15 protein-coding genes are annotated in these 18,377 nt (G+C 48.6%); 11 read left to right on the forward strand and 4 right to left on the reverse strand.

Annotation, left to right across the window (positions count from 1 at the left end):
* Nucleotides 1-776: 776 nt before the first annotated feature.
* A complete protein-coding gene (locus tag KJS69_RS03595) occupies nt 777-1,727 on the forward strand; it encodes an alpha/beta hydrolase (RefSeq protein WP_249730335.1) in 951 nt (316 codons plus the stop codon).
* Between the two features lie 520 nt (nt 1,728-2,247).
* A complete protein-coding gene (locus tag KJS69_RS03600) occupies nt 2,248-3,603 on the forward strand; it encodes a sulfatase family protein (protein ID WP_213581612.1) in 1,356 nt (451 codons plus the stop codon).
* 226 nt (nt 3,604-3,829) lie between these two features.
* Here the strand turns inward: KJS69_RS03600 and KJS69_RS03605 are convergent, their stop codons facing one another.
* Together KJS69_RS03605 and KJS69_RS03610 are read right to left on the reverse strand one after the other, a co-directional pair.
* Nucleotides 3,830-4,726 carry a phytanoyl-CoA dioxygenase family protein gene (locus tag KJS69_RS03605; protein ID WP_213581613.1) on the reverse strand — a complete coding sequence of 299 codons (897 nt, stop codon included), beginning with the start codon at nt 4,724-4,726 and terminating at the stop codon, nt 3,830-3,832.
* A 137-nt stretch (nt 4,727-4,863) separates the two neighbouring features.
* The gene (locus tag KJS69_RS03610) at nt 4,864-5,655 is read right to left on the reverse strand and encodes a helix-turn-helix domain-containing protein (RefSeq protein ID WP_213581614.1); all 792 of its coding nucleotides are present in this window, start codon (nt 5,653-5,655) and stop codon (nt 4,864-4,866) included.
* 320 nt (nt 5,656-5,975) lie between these two features.
* Here KJS69_RS03610 and KJS69_RS03615 point away from each other — a divergent pair, with 320 nt between their 5' ends.
* The 8 genes from KJS69_RS03615 to KJS69_RS03650 all read left to right on the forward strand — a co-directional run bounded on the left by KJS69_RS03615 (nt 5,976) and on the right by KJS69_RS03650 (nt 13,891).
* Nucleotides 5,976-6,893 (forward strand): ABC transporter permease, encoded by a 918-nt coding sequence (locus tag KJS69_RS03615; protein ID WP_213581886.1) that lies wholly within the window; start codon nt 5,976-5,978, stop codon nt 6,891-6,893.
* Nucleotides 6,894-6,902: 9 nt separating this feature from the next.
* A complete protein-coding gene (locus KJS69_RS03620; RefSeq protein ID WP_213581615.1) occupies nt 6,903-7,787 on the forward strand; it encodes a carbohydrate ABC transporter permease in 885 nt (294 codons plus the stop codon).
* A gap of 60 nt (nt 7,788-7,847) precedes the next feature.
* Complete coding sequence (locus KJS69_RS03625; protein WP_213581616.1) at nt 7,848-9,449, forward strand: extracellular solute-binding protein; 1,602 nt, start codon at nt 7,848-7,850, stop codon at nt 9,447-9,449.
* 65 nt (nt 9,450-9,514) lie between these two features.
* Nucleotides 9,515-9,868 (forward strand): hypothetical protein, encoded by a 354-nt coding sequence (locus tag KJS69_RS03630; RefSeq protein WP_213581617.1) that lies wholly within the window; start codon nt 9,515-9,517, stop codon nt 9,866-9,868.
* Complete coding sequence (locus tag KJS69_RS03635) at nt 9,865-10,098, forward strand: hypothetical protein (RefSeq protein ID WP_213581618.1); 234 nt, start codon at nt 9,865-9,867, stop codon at nt 10,096-10,098. Before KJS69_RS03630 ends, KJS69_RS03635 begins: the two co-directional genes overlap by 4 nt.
* A 384-nt stretch (nt 10,099-10,482) precedes the next feature.
* Entirely contained in the window at nt 10,483-11,445 is a 963-nt protein-coding gene (locus KJS69_RS03640) for an ABC transporter permease (protein WP_213581619.1), read from the forward strand.
* Between the two features lie 3 nt (nt 11,446-11,448).
* A complete protein-coding gene (locus KJS69_RS03645; protein WP_213581620.1) occupies nt 11,449-12,330 on the forward strand; it encodes a carbohydrate ABC transporter permease in 882 nt (293 codons plus the stop codon).
* A gap of 37 nt (nt 12,331-12,367) precedes the next feature.
* Nucleotides 12,368-13,891, forward strand: coding sequence for an extracellular solute-binding protein (locus KJS69_RS03650; protein WP_213581621.1), 1,524 nt, complete (start codon nt 12,368-12,370; stop codon nt 13,889-13,891).
* Nucleotides 13,892-14,103: 212 nt separating this feature from the next.
* Here KJS69_RS03650 and KJS69_RS03655 read toward each other — a convergent pair whose 3' ends face one another.
* Together KJS69_RS03655 and araC are read right to left on the reverse strand one after the other, a co-directional pair.
* Nucleotides 14,104-16,413: a helix-turn-helix transcriptional regulator gene (locus tag KJS69_RS03655; RefSeq protein ID WP_213581622.1), complete on the reverse strand. Its 2,310-nt coding sequence runs from the start codon at nt 16,411-16,413 to the stop codon at nt 14,104-14,106.
* Nucleotides 16,414-16,591: 178 nt separating this feature from the next.
* Nucleotides 16,592-17,434, reverse strand: coding sequence for an arabinose operon transcriptional regulator AraC (gene araC, locus KJS69_RS03660; protein WP_213581623.1), 843 nt, complete (start codon nt 17,432-17,434; stop codon nt 16,592-16,594).
* A gap of 75 nt (nt 17,435-17,509) precedes the next feature.
* Between araC and KJS69_RS03665 the strand changes: the two genes are divergently transcribed.
* Nucleotides 17,510-18,316, forward strand: coding sequence for a phytanoyl-CoA dioxygenase family protein (locus KJS69_RS03665; RefSeq protein WP_213581624.1), 807 nt, complete (start codon nt 17,510-17,512; stop codon nt 18,314-18,316).
* The last annotated feature ends 61 nt before the right edge of the window (nt 18,317-18,377 follow it).

The raw sequence follows: 18,377 nt of genomic DNA on the forward strand, positions 1-18,377 counted from the left end.
CCGGAGAGCTTATTATCGGGAAATGAATATGTTCAAATATCTGGTTTATTTATCCGGAAACAAGGTATAATTGAGCTTGATTTAACAGTAGATTTGATTCTCGTAATGATCAAAAGTCATTCGCAGATAAAGTTCTGGTTAGTTGAATATTTCCCTTCTCCTCTTCATGATCGAACTATAATGGAAAGTTCATGAAGGGGGAAGAGGGTGTTTCCATGGCAACGACATGCAAAAGCGCATGCTATTTCGAGAATCTCGTAAGCATCGAAGACCAATAGTACATGTTCGTCTGTGAGAATCCGGTATACGTCGAAAAAGACGTGCAAAAGCGCATGTCCATTTACGAAATTCCGGCAAACCACGTTGAAGACGTGCAGAACTGCAGGTCATTTTCCGCCATAATGAGAAAATCGGTCAAATGACTGAATCCACCTGCATATTTGCATGTCATTAGCTGATTTCAACTCGTTTCCTTCCAAAGACCTGTATATTTGCTGGTTCTTGCTCGATACTTTTGCCAGGACTTGTACTATCTGCCGATTTAAGGTGCAGAACTGCTCTTTAATTCAACGTTTTTCGGCATTTGGTTCCTTCCAGGTGCAAAACTGCTCTTTAATCACGCCCTTTTGCAGAAATTCCAGATTTGGACCGATTTAAGGTGCACGATTGCACTTTATTCGGCTGAAATGACCGAAATGGAGAATTAAGGTGCACTATTGCGCTATATCTGGTTTGGATGCTCTCGGAAATTCAATACTCTTCAAGGAGTAGTTCCTATGAAAATTTGGTTGTATCCCGAGTCTTCTCCTCGAATGGAGGGAGAATTGGCGAAAGCGGCAGAAGCTGCAGAAGTTACGGAGGCTGCAGAAGCTGTGGAAGTTACGGAGGCTGCGGAAGCTGTGGAAGTTACGGAAGCTGATGGAGTTGCGTCAGCTGCAGAAGCTGCGGATGATATGAAAGGCACGGCAGCTTTCGGTGCCGCAGAAGCTCAACATGTCCTCCCGTCCATGACTGCCTATTGGGCAGAGGGAACCGGGCCGAGGCCGGCGATGGTCATATGTCCGGGAGGCGGGTATGCCCGCAAGGCGGGGCACGAAGGGGAGCCCGTCGCCCGTTGGCTGAACGGATTGGGCATTACCGCGTTCGTCCTGGACTACCGGGTTGCTCCGCATCGTCATCCGCTGCCGCTGTCGGATGCGCACCGGGCCATTCGGCTAGTCCGGCATCTGGCGGCAGAATGGAATATCGATCCGGAACGGGTCGGGATACTCGGCTTCTCCGCGGGAGGCCATCTTGCGGCTGCGGCGGGGACGATCGAAGCTGCGGCTGCCGAAACGAGTGACGACGCCATCGAGCGGCATTCTGCCCGTCCTGACCTGATGGTGCTGAGCTATCCGGTCATCACCTTTGGAGAGGACGGGCATGAAGGCTCCTGTCGGAACCTTCTTGGGCCGAACCCCTCGCCTGAGCTTCAAGAAAGGCTGTCGCTCCAACGGCGGGTAGATGCCGCGACACCTCCCGCGTTCATCTGGCACACGGCAGACGATCAAAGCGTGCCCGTCCAGAACAGCTTGTTGTTTGCGAATGCGCTGAGCCGATTCGGCATCCCGTTCGAGCTGCATGTCTTCCCGCACGGCCGGCATGGGCTGGGATTGGCCAGGGAGGATGAGCACGTGAATCAATGGACGAAGCTTTGCGCTGCATGGCTTCGCAAGCACGGTTTTTAAGCGGAGGAAAGCTTATCGGGGCTGTGAAATGTTACTAGACGCGCGCCTCAACAGGCGAGCGGTAATATTGGCATGATAGTCAGACCAATATCATTTGCTGCCTCCAGTGCGTGCTTTCAGCTTTTGAGATGTTGACAAGTTCGACGAATTCGTCGAAAAGTACTATCAGCAAGGCGGCAAGATGATTGAAGAGCAAGCTAACGATTATAGTCCATGAAGTGGAGAAAGAAAGATGTCTCCAGGGCTAGTCTTGGCTTTATATTCCAATCATCCGAAGGCTATTTACTAGAAGGGAGTAACGGGTTTGACCGGGGTCCCCGAAAAGTAAATGAAAATCGCTACAAAGCCTGTCCTCACTTTTTGGGGAAGGAGTATGATGTTTGTAGCTTCGGAGGCACTTTCTTCGGAACGGAATGGACGTATATCTTTATTGCCGTATCTATAATAATTAGCCATATTCAAGAATTACTATCCGTTGGACAGACTCATAGATTGTAGATGACAATGGGAGGGATAAACATTGGCTACGCAGAAACGGCCGAATGTGGTCGTCTTTTTTACAGACCAGCAGCGCTGGGACAGTACAGGAGTGCATGGCAATCCGTTGGGACTAACGCCTAATTTTGACCGGATGGCTGTTGAAGGAACCCATCTTTTCCATTCATATACATGCCAGCCAGTATGCGGTCCGGCCCGCTCGTCTCTGCAAACCGGCAAATATGCGACAGCGACAGGCTGTTATATTAACGGCATCCCGTTATCGAAGTCCTCCAGAACGTTGGCCCATTATTTTGGCGAGGCCGGTTACCGGACCGGGTATATTGGGAAATGGCACCTGGCGGATCAGGAGCCGGTTCCGAAGGAGCAGAGGGGAGGTTATCGGTACTGGCTGGGGTCCAATATCCTTGAATTTTCGTCAGATGCTTACGATACCGTCATGTACGATAACGACAATCATCCGGTGAAGCTGCCCGGATACCGGGTCGATGCCATCACCGATGCGGCCATTCGCTATATCGACCGCCATCAGGACGAGCCGTTCTTCCTGTTCCTCTCTTATCTGGAGCCGCATCATCAGAATCATTCGGACAATTATCCGGCGCCGACAGGCTATGAAGAAAGATATACCGGCAAATATATACCGCCGGATTTGGCAGCGCTTGGGGGGACGGCCCATGCTCATCTGGGCGGCTATTACGGAATGATCAAGCGGCTGGATGAAGCGTTGGGCCGCCTGCTGGATGCACTGAAGAGCCTCGGGCTTGCGGACGATACGATTGTGCTGTTCACATCGGATCACGGCTGTCATTTCAAGACGAGGAACGGAGAGTACAAGCGCTCCTGCCATGACAGCTCGATCCGGGTGCCGACCGCTATTCACGGCTCCCGCTTCCAGTCGGGCGGACAGCTCCGCAGTCTGGTTTCGCTGGTCGATCTCCCGCCTACGCTGCTGGATGCGGTCGGGATCCCCGTCCCTGACGACATGCAAGGCCGTTCTATTCTGCCGCTGCTGCGGGGAGAGAAGAAGAATTGGCCGCAGGAGGTTTTCGTGCAGATCAGTGAATCGCATATTGGCCGCGCCATCCGTACGGAACGCTGGAAGTACAGCGTGGCCGCCCCCGATAAGCATGGCTCTGAGCAAGCCGGATCGGAGCAATATGTGGAGCAATTTCTATATGATCTGCAGGCGGACCCTTATGAACTGACGAATCTCGTCGGAATGGACAGCTTCCGCGCGGTAGCCGATGATCTGCGTGACCGTTTGATCCGTCGGATGGTGGAGGCGGGAGAGGCCCCGCCGGCAATTATTCCTGCTGAGCCGAAGCGCAGCGGCCGCAAGACTTCCGTGGAAGAGCTGCGAATTAAGATGGAGTAAACCGGCAGGAAATAGATTACCCGAATAGGAGGGAGCGGCTGTTCACTCCTATTCGGGACCAACCGTAATGAAAAAGTGATTATTAGAGATGAAGGATGCCGTCAGGGCGTAATAGCAGGTGATACGGTGAACAATTGAGCAGTTAGTCTTGCTTCCTGATATTAAAGTTCCTTCCATAACCCAGAGGGCTATCATTCATCTTCATCCGCATATCTCCTAATTGGTATCAAACGCCCCATTCTTTACGAGCATCCGCAACCGATTTCTGCGGAGTTTTGCCCCAGGCGTAATGTCCTTTCGGCTTGTGCCCGATCCATCTCTCGTCGACAGGCTCCGAAGCAAGCTGATAGCGGGTATCGGAGCTGATTCTGAATCGGTTGGTCCTATTGTTCAACGACGTATGCATCATGTACATTCCGAAGATGATCACGTCCCCGGCTTCAAAGGCCGTTGTCGCCCATTGGCCCCCGTACGTATCGACGATTTCGACCGGATCTTCGGAGAACCAGCCTGTAGCGACATTGTCGCGATCGACGTCCATTTCTCCGTACGTTTGTTTAATTTTGTCATAATGCTGCGATCCGAGACACATGGCCAACGTTCCCAATTCAAGCGGGGTGTCCCCGAAAGGGGTCCACATCGTGTAGACGTTCTTCGTTCCTCTTCCCATGTAGACGACATCGTAATGGGCGCCGGTGTTTCCTCCATGAGCAATGGCGCGAGGCCACTTATAGTCGTATGTCATAGATTTACCGCCCAGCAAACGATCAAAGAAGCTCATGACGGAAGGATGGTTAACGACCTCCAAAAAATGTGGAAAGTCGGCTTGCAGCTCTTCGGCGCTTCCCCCCCACATCCCGCCCTTATTTTCTTTGGAAATGACGCCTTCTTCAAGCGGAGCATGGGGGTCAAGCCTGCCCATGGCCTGCAGCTTCCGCAAAAAATCCATTCTCGCGGACAGCACTCGCTCCCGATCGTGGAATCCCCGGATCAGCAAATATCCGTCTTCCGCCAGACGAGCTCTCAACGCCTCCGTATCCTCCCAAATATCATTGCTGCTCCTTAATTCGGTCAAATACTTGCTTCCCATCTCCAGTTCCCTTTGTCCGATGGTTACCTTCATGCCTGATCTTCTCCTTTCCGGCCTTCCGAATGGTTGGCTTCGGTGTTATGGATTCCTTATCAGCATAGGGGATCCTTAAGGAGAAGTCGTTAGCCAAAACCGGACACTATTTACGCAAAACCCGCCGGAGCCGTTTTTCACTGATGATACAACCGCTGACGGGCTCTCCATTCGGAAGGGGGACAGCCTTCCAGTTTTTTAAACCAAAGGGAGAAGGAATGAAGCTGGGTAAAACCGATCAGGTTAGCGATCGACTGCATATCTTTATCCGAAGAGCTTAGCAGCCATTTGGCTTCCGCCAGCCTGCACATTTGCTGGTATTGCTTGGGTGTCCTTCCGTATATTTTGTAGAAGCGTTTGCGAAACCCTTCCTCCGAGAGACCGGCCATTGAGGCCAAAGCGGCGATTTGAATGGAATCTTGCAAATGCTGCCGAATGTAATCGCCAATGTGAGAGATCGAAAGAGCTTGCTGATCCGAATGGGAATGTTCGTTAAGAAATAACAGCAGCATTTCGATCCAAACCAAGTAATTTCTTTCCGGTTCTTTTAACGGGGAGAAGTGGACCCGGAGCCATTCGCGGAACAGCCGTTCATAATGATCCTGATCCAGACGTGACAAGGCGATGATTCGGGGAAGGCCGCCGATAATCAATCTGTCGAACAAATTTCGAACTTCTGGAGGAAGTCCGTCAATCAATAGAACCCCGAAACGAATAGGGGTTATCGCATGAAAGGAATGGGGGACGCCCGAAGGAATGAGGATGACATGCCCCGCATCCACAGTTCTTTCATCATCTTCCCGGCAAAACCGTCCTCTTCCTTCCAGCACAACGGTTATCTCCAAATCCCGATGTCTCCACAGTCGTTCGTCCTCCCAATCTTTGCCGTGGGTGCCTATAAAGCTTCTGACTTCAAGCAAGACTGTCATCCAACCTCCTTAATGAGAGTCCGCTGCTGCCGACCCTATGATCCTATGATGAATTCACTATACAGTCGATTATTGGTGCGATCAAGCTCATGAAGGCAGATCTTAACCGCCAATCCTAAACATTTATACATCTGCTAACAATGTATCCATACGAAATCTAACGAAACGAATATGATCTGATCTTTTTTACATTGAATCGATGAGGAGATTGCACTAGATTTGAGTGGAGCGAGTTTCATACTGCAAGCTATCCTATAAGAAAAGGGGGGTTACCATTGACAAATCCGCCTGGCATGCCGACGGTATCCATGGACAAACCAATGAAGCCGGCGAAACGGCACAACATGGTTAGAAACATGATTAAACAGAAATATTTATATTTAATGATTCTTCCCGGATTTATAATCGTTCTTGTGTTCAGCTATTTTCCAATGTACGGGGTGTTGATCGCGTTCCAGGACTATAACGTTGCCAAAGGGATTTGGGGAAGCGAATGGGTGGGCTTCAAATACTTTGCGGAATTTTTCTCCAATCCGCTAGCGGTCCGAACGATTAAAAACACGCTCCTGCTTGGCATATACGGATTGTTATGGAGTTTTCCGGCGCCGATCATTCTCGCTCTGCTGCTAAACGAACTTAAGCATTTAAAATTCAAGAAATTTGTGCAAACGGTTTCATATTTCCCGCATTTTATTTCCACGGTCATTATCGTCGGGATGATCAAGGAATTCGCTTCGTTGGACGGATTGTTCAACAAAATAACCGGCTTCTTCGGAATGGAGGCGGTCCAATTCATGTCGGAGCCTGCATTTTTCCGTACTCTGTTTATCGGATCGGGTATTTGGCAGGGAATAGGGTGGGGAACCATTCTGTATTTGGCCGCTCTCAGCGGAGCCGATCCGACTCTTTATGATGTCGCTTCGATAGACGGCGCGAACCGCTGGCAGAAGATGAAGCATATTTCCTGGCCGGCCTTGATTCCGACAACGGTCATTTTGTTCATTTTATCGGTTGGCGGTATTCTGGGCACCGACTTTATGAAGGTCATGCTGATGTACAATCCCGGAACCTACGAAACGGCGGATGTGATCGGCACTTATGTGTACCGCGTCGGTTTGGAAGGCGGCAGGTTCGAATATGCGGCTGCAGTGGGTCTCATGCTGTCCGTCGTCTCCTTCTTGTTCGTCTATGCGACTAATCGATTCTCGCGTAAATTTTCGGAAACGAGCTTATGGTAGGTGAAGCAGATGCAATATAGGCAAAGTTTCGGCTCCAAGCTGTTCGATGCCTCGAACTACTTTTTTATGTTGGTTCTTGTAGTCATCATGGTCTATCCGTTGTTAAACATTATCGCCATCTCGTTAAGTCACGCAGATTTCATTGCACTCGGTCAGGTCAATATTTTTCCGAAGGGCTTCAACGTCAAAGGGTATGAAGTCATTTTCAGCAAGCAATTGGTGTATATCAGCTACAAAAATACGATTTTGTACGCGGCCGCCGGTACATTCCTTACGTTATTTCTCACGTCCTTGATGGCCTATCCTCTAACGATCGGAAATTTCCAATTAAAGAAGTTCATAACGATCTTCTTGGCCGTTACGATGTTTTTCAGCGGCGGAATGATTCCGACCTATTTGCTGATCAAAAATTTGGGGCTGCTGAACACGTTCTGGGTCATGGTGCTCCCAGGGTGTATAAGCGCTTATAACGTCATTATTTTTCGAACGTTTTTTCAAAATCTGCCCAATGAGCTGCGGGAATCGGCTTATATGGACGGTGCGAGCGATCTGGTTGTGCTGTTTAAAATCTATTTGCCATTATCCAAAGCTCTGCTCGCCACCTTTGCTTTATTTACGATTGTCGCCCATTGGAATGAATGGTTCAGCGCACTGATCTATTTGCAGGATGAGAGCAAGTATCCGATCCAAATGTTTTTGCGCAGCATTATTTTTACCCAGCAAGGCTATGGGCAGAGCCAGCAAATCAGCGAAATGATCCAAAACAGGCAGATCAATCCGAAAAATATACAAATGGCCGCAATTGTGATTACGATGGCGCCGATCCTTTGTATTTACCCTTTCGTCCAAAAATATTTCGTGAAAGGGGTACTGGTCGGTTCGCTTAAAGGGTAGGAAATGGGTTGAATAGCGATTTAAGTTCAATCTATGAATCTATGGGGGAGGTTATTGACGATGATAAGAGCTTTAACTATCGTCTTATGGTTAGTATTGGTCATGGGTGTGGCGGCCGGGTGCGGCAAGGAAGATTCTACTTTGAATACGGATTCCGGGGACCAGGAAGCCGGCTTGAAACTGAAGGTGGTCATTCCCCATTTTGGCGGTGATCCTAAGGGGACTCTTATTCAGCAAGAGTACGAGAAGGAAATCGAGAGCTATCTTGGGGATAAGGTGGAATTCGAATGGAATCGGATCCCTTGGGCGGAATATAAAGAGAAAACGAACGTTATGCTGACAAGCGGAGACATTCCGGACATCATGCTGGTGTTAGGCAACGATGCTATCCAGAAGTACGGGGAGCAGGGGCTGTTTTTGGAGCTTTCCCAATACATGGATACAATGCCTAACTATAAAGAATATGTGGCGGCAACGCCCAATGCGGAACAATATCTTTATACGCCCGATCAGAAGATGTACGCTTTCTATGACGGCTTTAACAATCCGACCGATATCGAGCCGAGCCAATATGCCGCAGCGTATCGTCTGGACATTTTCAATAAGCATGGCATCAAGATTCCGGAAACATGGGATGAATTATATGATGCCGCCAAACAGTTGAAGGCGCTTTATCCGGATTCCTATCCGATTTCCCAGAGTGAGCAGTATCTCGGATTGAGCGGATTTCTTAACGCCAACCATACATCTGCGGGTATTTATTGGAACGGCGAGAAATATGTATACGGACCAACGGAGGAAAGGTTCAAGGAAGCGTTGATGTTCGTCAATCGACTGTATACGGATAAATTGCTTGACCCGGCTTATTGGTCCGACGATATCGATCAGGCGAAAGCGAAGGCGACCAACGGAAAAACGTTCATATTTCCGCAGATATGGTCCGGTTATGTAGCTGATTTCAATGCGAACCAACAGGCCGGTGTCCAATGGACACTTGCCCTGCATGCGGATAACCCGAAATATGGGAAGGCATGGAAAATCGACAGCGAACCGGCCGGTAAAGGATTGAGGAACGGGTACGGCTTGATCATTTCGGCTAAAGCCAAAAATCAGGAGCAGCTTGTCAAGCTGTTGGACTATCAATATTCCAATAAAATGGTGGATTTGCTCATGTGGGGAATCGAAGGCCAAACGTACGAGATCAAAGACGGTGAGAAGCGGTTTTTGCCTGAGTTGCGAAATTCCGAAGACTTCAAAGGAGAGTTGGCTAAAATGTGCGTGTCCGCCGCTATGACCTGCCGCCCGGGAATCGTCTTTACTCCTCAGGAAAGACTTGCGGTCTATACTTCCATCCCCGATGTTCTGTTCTATCATGACGGCCAAGCGCAGGAGGAGAATTATTGGATTGCATCCGATAAATACGGCGGGAAAGAATCGATTGCGCCCGGCGACCGGGCCCCGAAAATCGTCTTTACTAAAGATGAGAACGACAGGATCGCCAATACGATGACTCCGATCAACACGTACGTAAGCGAATCTACGGTTAAATTTATCAAAGGGGAAACGAGCTTTGCGGATTGGGACAAGTTCCTGTCGACGCTTAACAAGATGGGGGATTATGAGTCGATCTTAAAAATGTACAATGAAAGAGCGAATAAGTGATATTTAGAGACATTCTTCCGTTATGGGATATTTCGGAAAGAGTCCGCGAAGAGAGGGGATGGAATATGGAACCGTATTTCTTGAATTTCAATCGGGCAATCGACCGTTGGGATGAAGCGCTCCCGCTCGGCAACGGTTGGATAGGGTGTCTGCTGTGGGGAAATGGCGCACCGCTCAGATTCAGCCTTGACCGTGCCGATTTATGGGATCTGCGGCCCGCGCCGGAAACGTTATCCGAGGATTTCACTTACGAGCGGTTAATCGCGCATGTCAGGGATGGAGATCAGGAGGCGATTATGCGGAATATGCCCGCAGATGGGGGGCGGCCGGGCTCGAAGCGCAGAAGCTTTATTACGAGCATGCGGATTCGGTCGGATTTTTCACCGGGCCGGCTGTTCCTTTTACACAAGAGGATATGATTGAAATAACTAAAGTGATGACACCGCTCAACAAGCTTGTGAACGAGAAGTTGATCAAGTTTGTCTCCGGGGAGCTAAATATGGAAGCGGATTGGGGTCATTTCCAAGAAGAATTGGATATCATGGGATACGACAAGGTGCTCAATCTGTATCTGACGAAATACGCCAAGCTTTCGGACGAGAACAAAAAATTGTATACCGATATTAAAAAATACACTACCGCTAAATAAGAATTATTGCTAAGAAACCAAACTCATGGTTATTTGGTGACGGATTGAAATCTAGAGGAAATGGATTTAACGAAGGCTGCCCCTTAAGAATTATTTTTGGGATCAGCCTTTTTCTTATGCTGATTATCTCTTTCTACGATGGGATAAGCTTGTGGAAATCGAGAGGAAAGAAGCCTTCTTGGGAATATAGACTAGTACCGGTGCTTTGCAAAAAAAAACTATGGCCGGAAACGCCGGTGCAAAAAGCAATGATTGCTTGAAACGGTTCGCTTGAGTAGTTTATTAACAAGGCGGCAATACCTGTTCGGGACGCTGCCATCTTGCGGCGATCCTTCATAACAAGGACAACAACTGCTGAAAACTATGAAAAAGAGAGGGATGAGTATGCATGCAGAAACTACTTCAGAAACGGCCGCTAAGCCTGGGCGGGTTCCGTCCAAAAAACGCAAGCTTTGGTTGGATATAAAGAGGGACAAATACTTATATTTGATAGCGCTTCCCGGATTGCTTTATTTCCTCATATTTAAATATGTTCCGATAGGCGGACTTGCGGTCGCGTTTCAAAACTATTCCCCTTATTTCGGAATTTTGAAGAGCGAATGGGTAGGACTGGAGCATTTTCAACGTTTTTTTTCCAATGAAGATTTCTACATTTTATTCCGCAATACGATGGCGATCAATTTGTTGAATCTTACTTTCTTTTTCCCGTTTCCGATTATTCTATCCCTGCTGCTGAACGAGCTGAGGAGCTTTGCTTATAAACGTTTTGTGCAGACGATCATTTATGTACCTCATTTTTTGTCGTGGGTCATTATCGCCGGCCTTACCTTCCTTATGCTATCCGAATCTGAGGGGCTGATTAACAAACTGATAGCCGCTCTTGGAATGAAACCGATCAGCTTTCTGACAGAGCCGAATTATTTCTGGGGAATGCTGACAGCGCAATCCATGTGGAAGGAAGCGGGATGGGGAACGATTATTTTCCTGGCGGCGATCGCCGGGGTTGATCCGCAGTTGTACGAGGCTGCCGTAATGGACGGAGCTAACCGGTTTCGTCAAATGTGGCATATTACTTTGCCGGCCATTCGCAACGTCATCGTCATCCTGTTCATTCTTAGACTTGGGGCGATCATGGATACCGGATTTGAGCAGGTCTATTTGATGATGAACGGGGCCGTTTCCCACGTCGCAGACGTCTTCGATACTTACGTATATAGAACGGGGATCAAACAAGGAGAGTTCAGCTACAGCACGGCCATCGGTCTGTTCAAATCGGTCGTCGGCGTTATCCTTGTAGTGCTGGCCAACAAAATGGCCAAACGGTTCGGCGAAGAGGGGGTATACTGATCGATGGCCAATAAAAGCTTGGGGAGCCGGATTTTCGACGTTTGCAACATCTTGTTTTTGCTGCTGATCAGTTTCGCCTGCTTTTTTCCGATTTATTATACGTTCGTCCTTTCTTTTACCGATCCGGTCGAATATTATCAGAAACCACTTATTTTATTCCCGACCCAATGGACTTTAAGCGCTTACCAGTATTTGCTGTCTACCGATACGGTATTGAATGCCATCGGCGTAAGCACCTTCCTGGCGACGGTCGGAACGATGCTGAGCTTGGCGGTCAGCTCCGGACTCGCCTATGCCATTTCCCGCAAAAGATTGCGGTTCCGAAGAATTTTCATGTTTGCCATTCTGTTCACGATTTTATTCCAGCCCGGGTTGATTCCGCAATATTTGATCGTCCGTCAGCTAGGTTTGATCGACAGTCTGTGGTCTCTAGTCATTCCTTCGCTCACCGGAGGCTGGTTCGTCTTATTGATGAAAGGTTTTTTCGACAGCATTCCCGACAGCCTGGAAGAGGCGGCCAGAATAGACGGAGCTAATGAAATAGGGGTTTGGCTGCGGATCATCCTGCCGCTATCCGTCCCGGCCCTGGTCGCTTTCGGATTGTTCTTTGCCGTCTCGTATTGGAACACTTTCTTCAATGCCATTATGTTTATCAACGATCATAAGAAATGGCCGCTTCAAGTACTTCTGCAGAACATGCTGGTCGATCCGACGTCATCCGTTAACGGAGGCTCCGCCATGGATTTTCGCTCCAACCGGCAGATGCCGACCGAAACCTTGAAGATGGCCGCAGTCGTCATTGCCACGCTGCCGATTATGCTGGTGTATCCGTTCCTTCAAAAGCACTTTGCCAAAGGGGCAATGGTAGGCTCTGTTAAGGAATGATTACATAAATGGAGAATTAAAGGGAGGTAGGCTGCTTATGAACAAAATTTATTTACCGCTTTCGGTACTATTGTCTTCATCGCTTCTATTGACCGCCTGCGGAGGAAACGCGAAAACCGGTGGAACGCAGCAAACGGAAAAAGCCAAGGAGCCGGTAGAGCTTACATTAAACACGCTAAGCTATGGCACTCAATTTCCTGACGACAACAATCCGGTCGTTAAAGAATTCGAGAAGCGGACGAATACGAAGCTAAAAATCGACTGGGTTCCGGTGACGACGTCGGAGGACAAGTTCAAGGTGTTGTATGCTTCCGGGAATCTTCCGGATGTTACCTTCGTTGAGGACTTGAATGATTCGCAAATCCGAGGGTTGATTAAGCAAGGAGTATTCTGGGACCTGACCCCTTATATTAAAGATTATCCGAATCTGATGAATCCGGAATTGGCCGAGATGTGGGAAATAGCCCAAATAGAAGGGAAGAATTATTCCGTTCCCCGCTTTTATCCGACTCACGGAGGAGGAGTGTTCCCGATGCTGCGCCAGGACTGGCTGGAGAGGCTTGAAATGAAGGTGCCGGAAACACTGGATGAATTTTTTGCAACGATCAAAGCCTTCAAAGAAAAGGATCCCGATGGGAACGGGAAAGACGATACGATCGGATATTCCGCCGACATTACCTTTATGTCGTTCATTTATAATGTGTTCAACGATACCCAAGGGGCCTGGAAGCTAAGGGACGGCAAGCTCTATCCGATCATTACCGAGGATGCTTCGAGGGACGCCCTTCTATGGATCAAGAAAGCATATGAGGAAGGGTTGTTCCCACCGGACTTCGCTATCCTGAAATTTTCCCAGATCAATGATATTTTACACAGCGGAAAAGCGGGCGGAGCCGGTTACGCCATGAACAACTCATTGACCCGCACCCAGGAAATCCGCAAAATCGATCCCGAGGCGAATTTGATCCCATTAGCTTATATAATCGGGCCGGAAGGGAATAAATACGTCCCGTCGGGCGCTCCTTTCTATGGTCACTTCCTCGTTCCGAAGAAAGTGTCGGAGGAGAAGCTGAAGGCGATATTGGAATTTATGGACTTCGGTTACAGTAAGGAAGGCTATGAACTGGCAACTTACGGTATTCCCGAGGTGCATTATAAAATCGAGAACGGGGAAAGGATTCCGACCGAGCAAGCCCAAAAAGACTTGGTCATAGACGCGATGAACTATTTCTTCCACCCGATCGGCGATGAGATCGTCCTCGGCGATCCGTCGATAACGACCCCGGAGATTTTCGAGCGGAACCGCAACATATTAGAAGAGAGGAAGAAGGTGAAGGTCGATTACCCTTCTCTAGGCCTTGTTTCCGAAGCGAATACGAAATTTATGCCGGACATTAAGAAGAAAGTGGATGACATGAGAACTAAAGTCGTATTGGGGCAAATTACGATTGAAGCTTACGATGACTTCATCGAGAAATTGAAGCAGGATGCCGATCTGCAAAAGATTGTTCAAGAGATGAATGAAGCTTATCAGGCGAAGATTTCCAGCAAACAAGCGTAAACGGCAGCCGCCGTCCTCTAACGGCGGATTGACGTTTCACGGTGAATTATAAGCATGATTATAAGTGGGAATCTTATAAATCGTTATAATTTAGAAAGCAAGAGCTTAGCCTTCCGGAAGGAAGGCTAAGCTCTTGTAAATTTGAGAGCGAAGCAGGTTGGGCGGGAAGAAAGCCATATAGAAAGGGAACAGAGCGGAAAGATTAGTCCGCGTTAATGGGAATGCTTTTCCCGGTATTGACCCGGAGTCAACTCCTCGCTTTTTTTGAATAGACGAATCAGATGAGAGGGCTGGTAACGCAGCTTTTCCGCTATTTCTCCGATTTTCAGATCGGTGGTCAGCAGCAGCTCCTTGCATTTCTCCATCCGCAGCTTGGTCACATAGTCTACGTAGTTCTGTCCGGTCATTTGCTTGAACGCCCGACTTAATTTGAATGGGCTCATTTGCAGCTGTTCCGCATAACCTTCCAGAGAAATATCCGACAGATACTCTTCTTGTATTTTTAGAAGCAACCGATCAATCGCACTCTTTAATTCGGGATCGTAGGTTAAAGACAGCGTTTGAATGAAAGGTGCGACCAGCTTATGCCGGAACCAATCCAGCATTTCCTCCGGCTCGCGGATCGCCTGAAGCTGCTCGTACAAGTCTGCTCCCTGATATAGGGTGTAGGGATTCGTTCCGGATTTCAAGATGGCATCCCACATGCTCCCGAGCAGCTTCATCAAGCCTTGATGAACCATCAGCTCCGTGCTCGATTCCTTCTGCAGAGCCTGCATAAATTGAGAGATTCGCATCATCGTCTCTTCTTCCATTCCGATGCTGAAAGCATGCACGATTTCTCTCTCCAGCTCGAACGGGAAACGAACGGGTTGATGTCCGGCCAGCAGGAAATCGTCCATATCCAGCCGTTGATTGGAAGGGCCGATTTCCCGGTAACGAAGAGCCTGCCGGGTCTGTTCGGCCAGACCGGGAATCTCTCCGATGGAACAGGTCGCTTTACTAATGACGAGAGTCACGGTCATCCTGAGGACATTATTTAAGGCCGACATGAAATCGTTAGCCAGCTTGTCTTTTATTTCAGAGGAGTCCATGGAACTATCCAGCATCAGAAACAGACCCACGGACAAATCCTGATAGTTAATGACATGAAATAATTCCACTTGGGCAGAGCATAATTCTTCCACAATATTGGATGCGGCATAGGATATTAACTGCTTGTCCTTTTCGGAGAAGGCAGTGTCAAAGCTGGACATCCCATGGAGCTGCATGACGAAAAATACGAATTGTTTGTTCTCGATGCTCCAGTCCAGCTCTTTCATTTTCAGGGCCAATTCTTGATCGCTTAAATAATATAGATGGCCTTCTAGAAGCTGCAATAAGAAGCCTTCCCTTAAATTGGGAACCGATTGCTTGACCTTGGTATAAAGCTGTTCGCTTTTTTCCAACTGACGTTTCCATTGCCGTTCGATATAGGCCAATTCGTCATTGGCAACCGGCTCCCCGTCCTTGAAAGAATGGAATACTTTGGCCAGCCGCCGGATGGGATCGTAAATCTTTTTTGAAGCGAACCAGGACAACAGCAGCGCCATAAACAGGCCGAAACCGCTTACCAAAAGGACCGTTTTAACCATTGATGAGACGGGAGCCATAATCTGTGATAACGGGGTGGCTGAAATATAAGTGAATTCGGTGCCCAATTTGGCCAGCTTGCCGTAAGAAACGGAGAAGCTTTGGCCTTGCCAATCATATACGAATGTATTTTCGTGCAGATTATCATGACGGACGTAAGCTTTCAATGCCTCCTCCAACCCTTGAATTTCGTTAAAGTCCTTTGAAGAATCCGTAATCATCTGGTCATGATCGTCGATAAGAAAGGCTACTCCGGCTCCGGAAGTCAGCCTCTGAACCATGTTGTTTAAGGCAGACTGATTGATATAGATAATGAACGCGCCATAAGCTGCGGACTGAGTCCCGCCGGGCAGTTTAATGATGACGCCATGGTGATTGGATTCAGGCCTATGAATCGGATGGATGGAATGAACCCAATAAATGCCTTCATCCCCCCTCAACAAAGATTGGAAGACTGCGCGCTCCTGCTCGTTAGGAATCGTTCTGACCCCGGAGTCGTCTCCGATTACTTTATCTGAATCTTTCAAATATAGAACGACCGAACTGATCAGCGGGTTGGAATCTTTCATTAAGGACAGGGACCGGAGCAGATCGTTCGTTCGTTGAAACTGTTGGTGAAAATCGATGACCGCCAACGATTTATCGAACCCGGGGTTAAATCCGAGCTGGGCCGAATACAGCTCCAGATGGGATAAATAATCGTCCAACCGCTGAATCGATTGCTTAAGCTGGATTTGGTGCGCTTTATTTAATTCCTCAACGATCCGGTCGCTTCCGGTATAATAAAGCCCGATGCTGATTAATGTCACGGGCAAACAAGTTATGATCAAGACAAGAATTAAACTCTTTCTGTAAAAACTTCCTTTGACGGTTCCTTGCGTAATGATTTGCAAATGTTCACACCCTTATTTCCAGATGATGTTTCCAGTATATCAGCATTCTCCATTTCCTGAAAAGGTTTCCATAAATTCGCTCTAATCAGCACGCCTAAAGCTGTAAGTTACAACCTGTTCACCGCGTAAGGAGAAGTGCAAGGAAGAGATTATTATTCCAAAGTATGGATCGGGCTCTTCAACGAAACTGTTTGCGATAAGCTGTCGGGCTCTGTCCATAGTGAGAAGTGAATTGCTTGGTAAAATAGTACGGGCTTTGGAAGCCGACATCGTCGGCGATTTCCGTGACGGTACGTGAAGTGAATTCCAATAAACGGGCGGCCTGACGGAGCCGGATTTTCATTCGCGTAGCCACGATTGAATCACCGACCTGCTCTTTGAACAGGTGGGCCATGCGGGATGGAGACAGCTGAACCTGGTGTGCCAGTTCGGCTACGCTCAGCGGCTGCTTCAAATCTTGAGCAATCACTCCCAGCACTTCCTCTACTCTTGGATCGAGCACATGTCCTGCTGCGCCTCGGTTTTTTTGAGCAATCCATAGAATAATTTCTTCCATGGCGTTTAGAGCAAGCTGCCGGGAGTAAGGGCGGTTGTCCAGGCTATCCCTCATTAACCTTCGGAAGGCGGTTTGCAGACGTTCCAGAATGGCAGAATCGTCCATGCGGACGGCTAACAAGCCCGGATGCGGCTCCGGCCAAGTAAGCCAATTGATCCAGGAAGGCTGGGGAACAAAATGGGCCCAGTAAAAATTCCATACCGATCCTTTATCCGTGGCATAATGATGAATCGTCCCCGGCTTCAACACCACTATATCTCCGCTATGACATCGCCATTGCTGTTCCCCGATCCAGTATGTTCCCGTTCCCGAGAGCGTGTAAGTAATCAGCCAATCTTTGGTTCCTCTGGGGCGGTGCACCCGGTAATCATCCGCCTCGGAGTAATGGTCGGAAACTAAAATACCAGGCAGCGGACTTGCCGTCTCGACAGCAGGATAATTAAGGAATTCAGCCATTTCCATCATTCCTTCCTTCTTTCTTACATTCTACAATGAATGCATGGAAACTAAAATATATAGCAGCAAAGGAGAGGAAACTATATGAATCGTACATGGCCCGGGCACAAGCAGCAGTTTGACCTAGAAGGCTATACGATTGTCAAAGGGCTGTTAAGCGGAGCGCAGGTAGAGGAAATTAAAGAAACGTTCATGGGAATACACCGAGAAGGGCCGATTCCCGGATATTTTCATCCAGTCGCGGCCGCCGAAGCCGCAGAAGATATTCTCAAACAGTATCCCAGGGTTATGCACCCCCACCGGTTCCACGAAACGGCCAAAAGATATATGCTTCATCCGGGAGTGTTTGACGTTCTTGCACAGCTGTTGGAGGAGGAGCCTATTGCGGCGCAAAGCATGTTCTATTTCAAGCCTCCCGGCGCGAAGGGACAGGCGCTGCATCAGGACAATTTTTACTTGAAGGTGGAGCCCGGCACTTGCATTGCGGCTTGGATGGCCATCGATCCTTCCGACGAAGAGAACGGCGGGATTATGCTGGTTCCGAAATCGAACAGCCTCGACATCGAATGCCCGCATTTGGCCGACCCGACCGTATCGTTTACTAAGGAGGAAGTAACCGTCCCGGACGGGATGAAGATCGTGTCGACTCGCTTGGAGGCGGGAGACGTCCTGTTCTTTAACGGAAGTGTCATTCACGGGTCCTATCCTAACCGCTCCCCAGACCGCTTCCGACGCTCCTTTATTTGTCACTATACCGGAATCTCGGCTAGAAGAATCGGGCAATATTACAATCCGCTGTATACTAGGAACGGGCAGCATTTGGAATTGGAATGGAATGAGGACGCAGGCCCATGCGGTTCAGAATTCGAGCAGCCCGCTGAAGCACACTAAGCAGCCGCCAAAAGCAGCCGAAACGCGGCTGCTTTTTTTACCACAATAGAATTTATAAGTT

This window comes from Paenibacillus sp. J2TS4 (genome assembly GCF_018403245.1).
Classification (GTDB): domain Bacteria; phylum Bacillota; class Bacilli; order Paenibacillales; family NBRC-103111; genus Paenibacillus_L.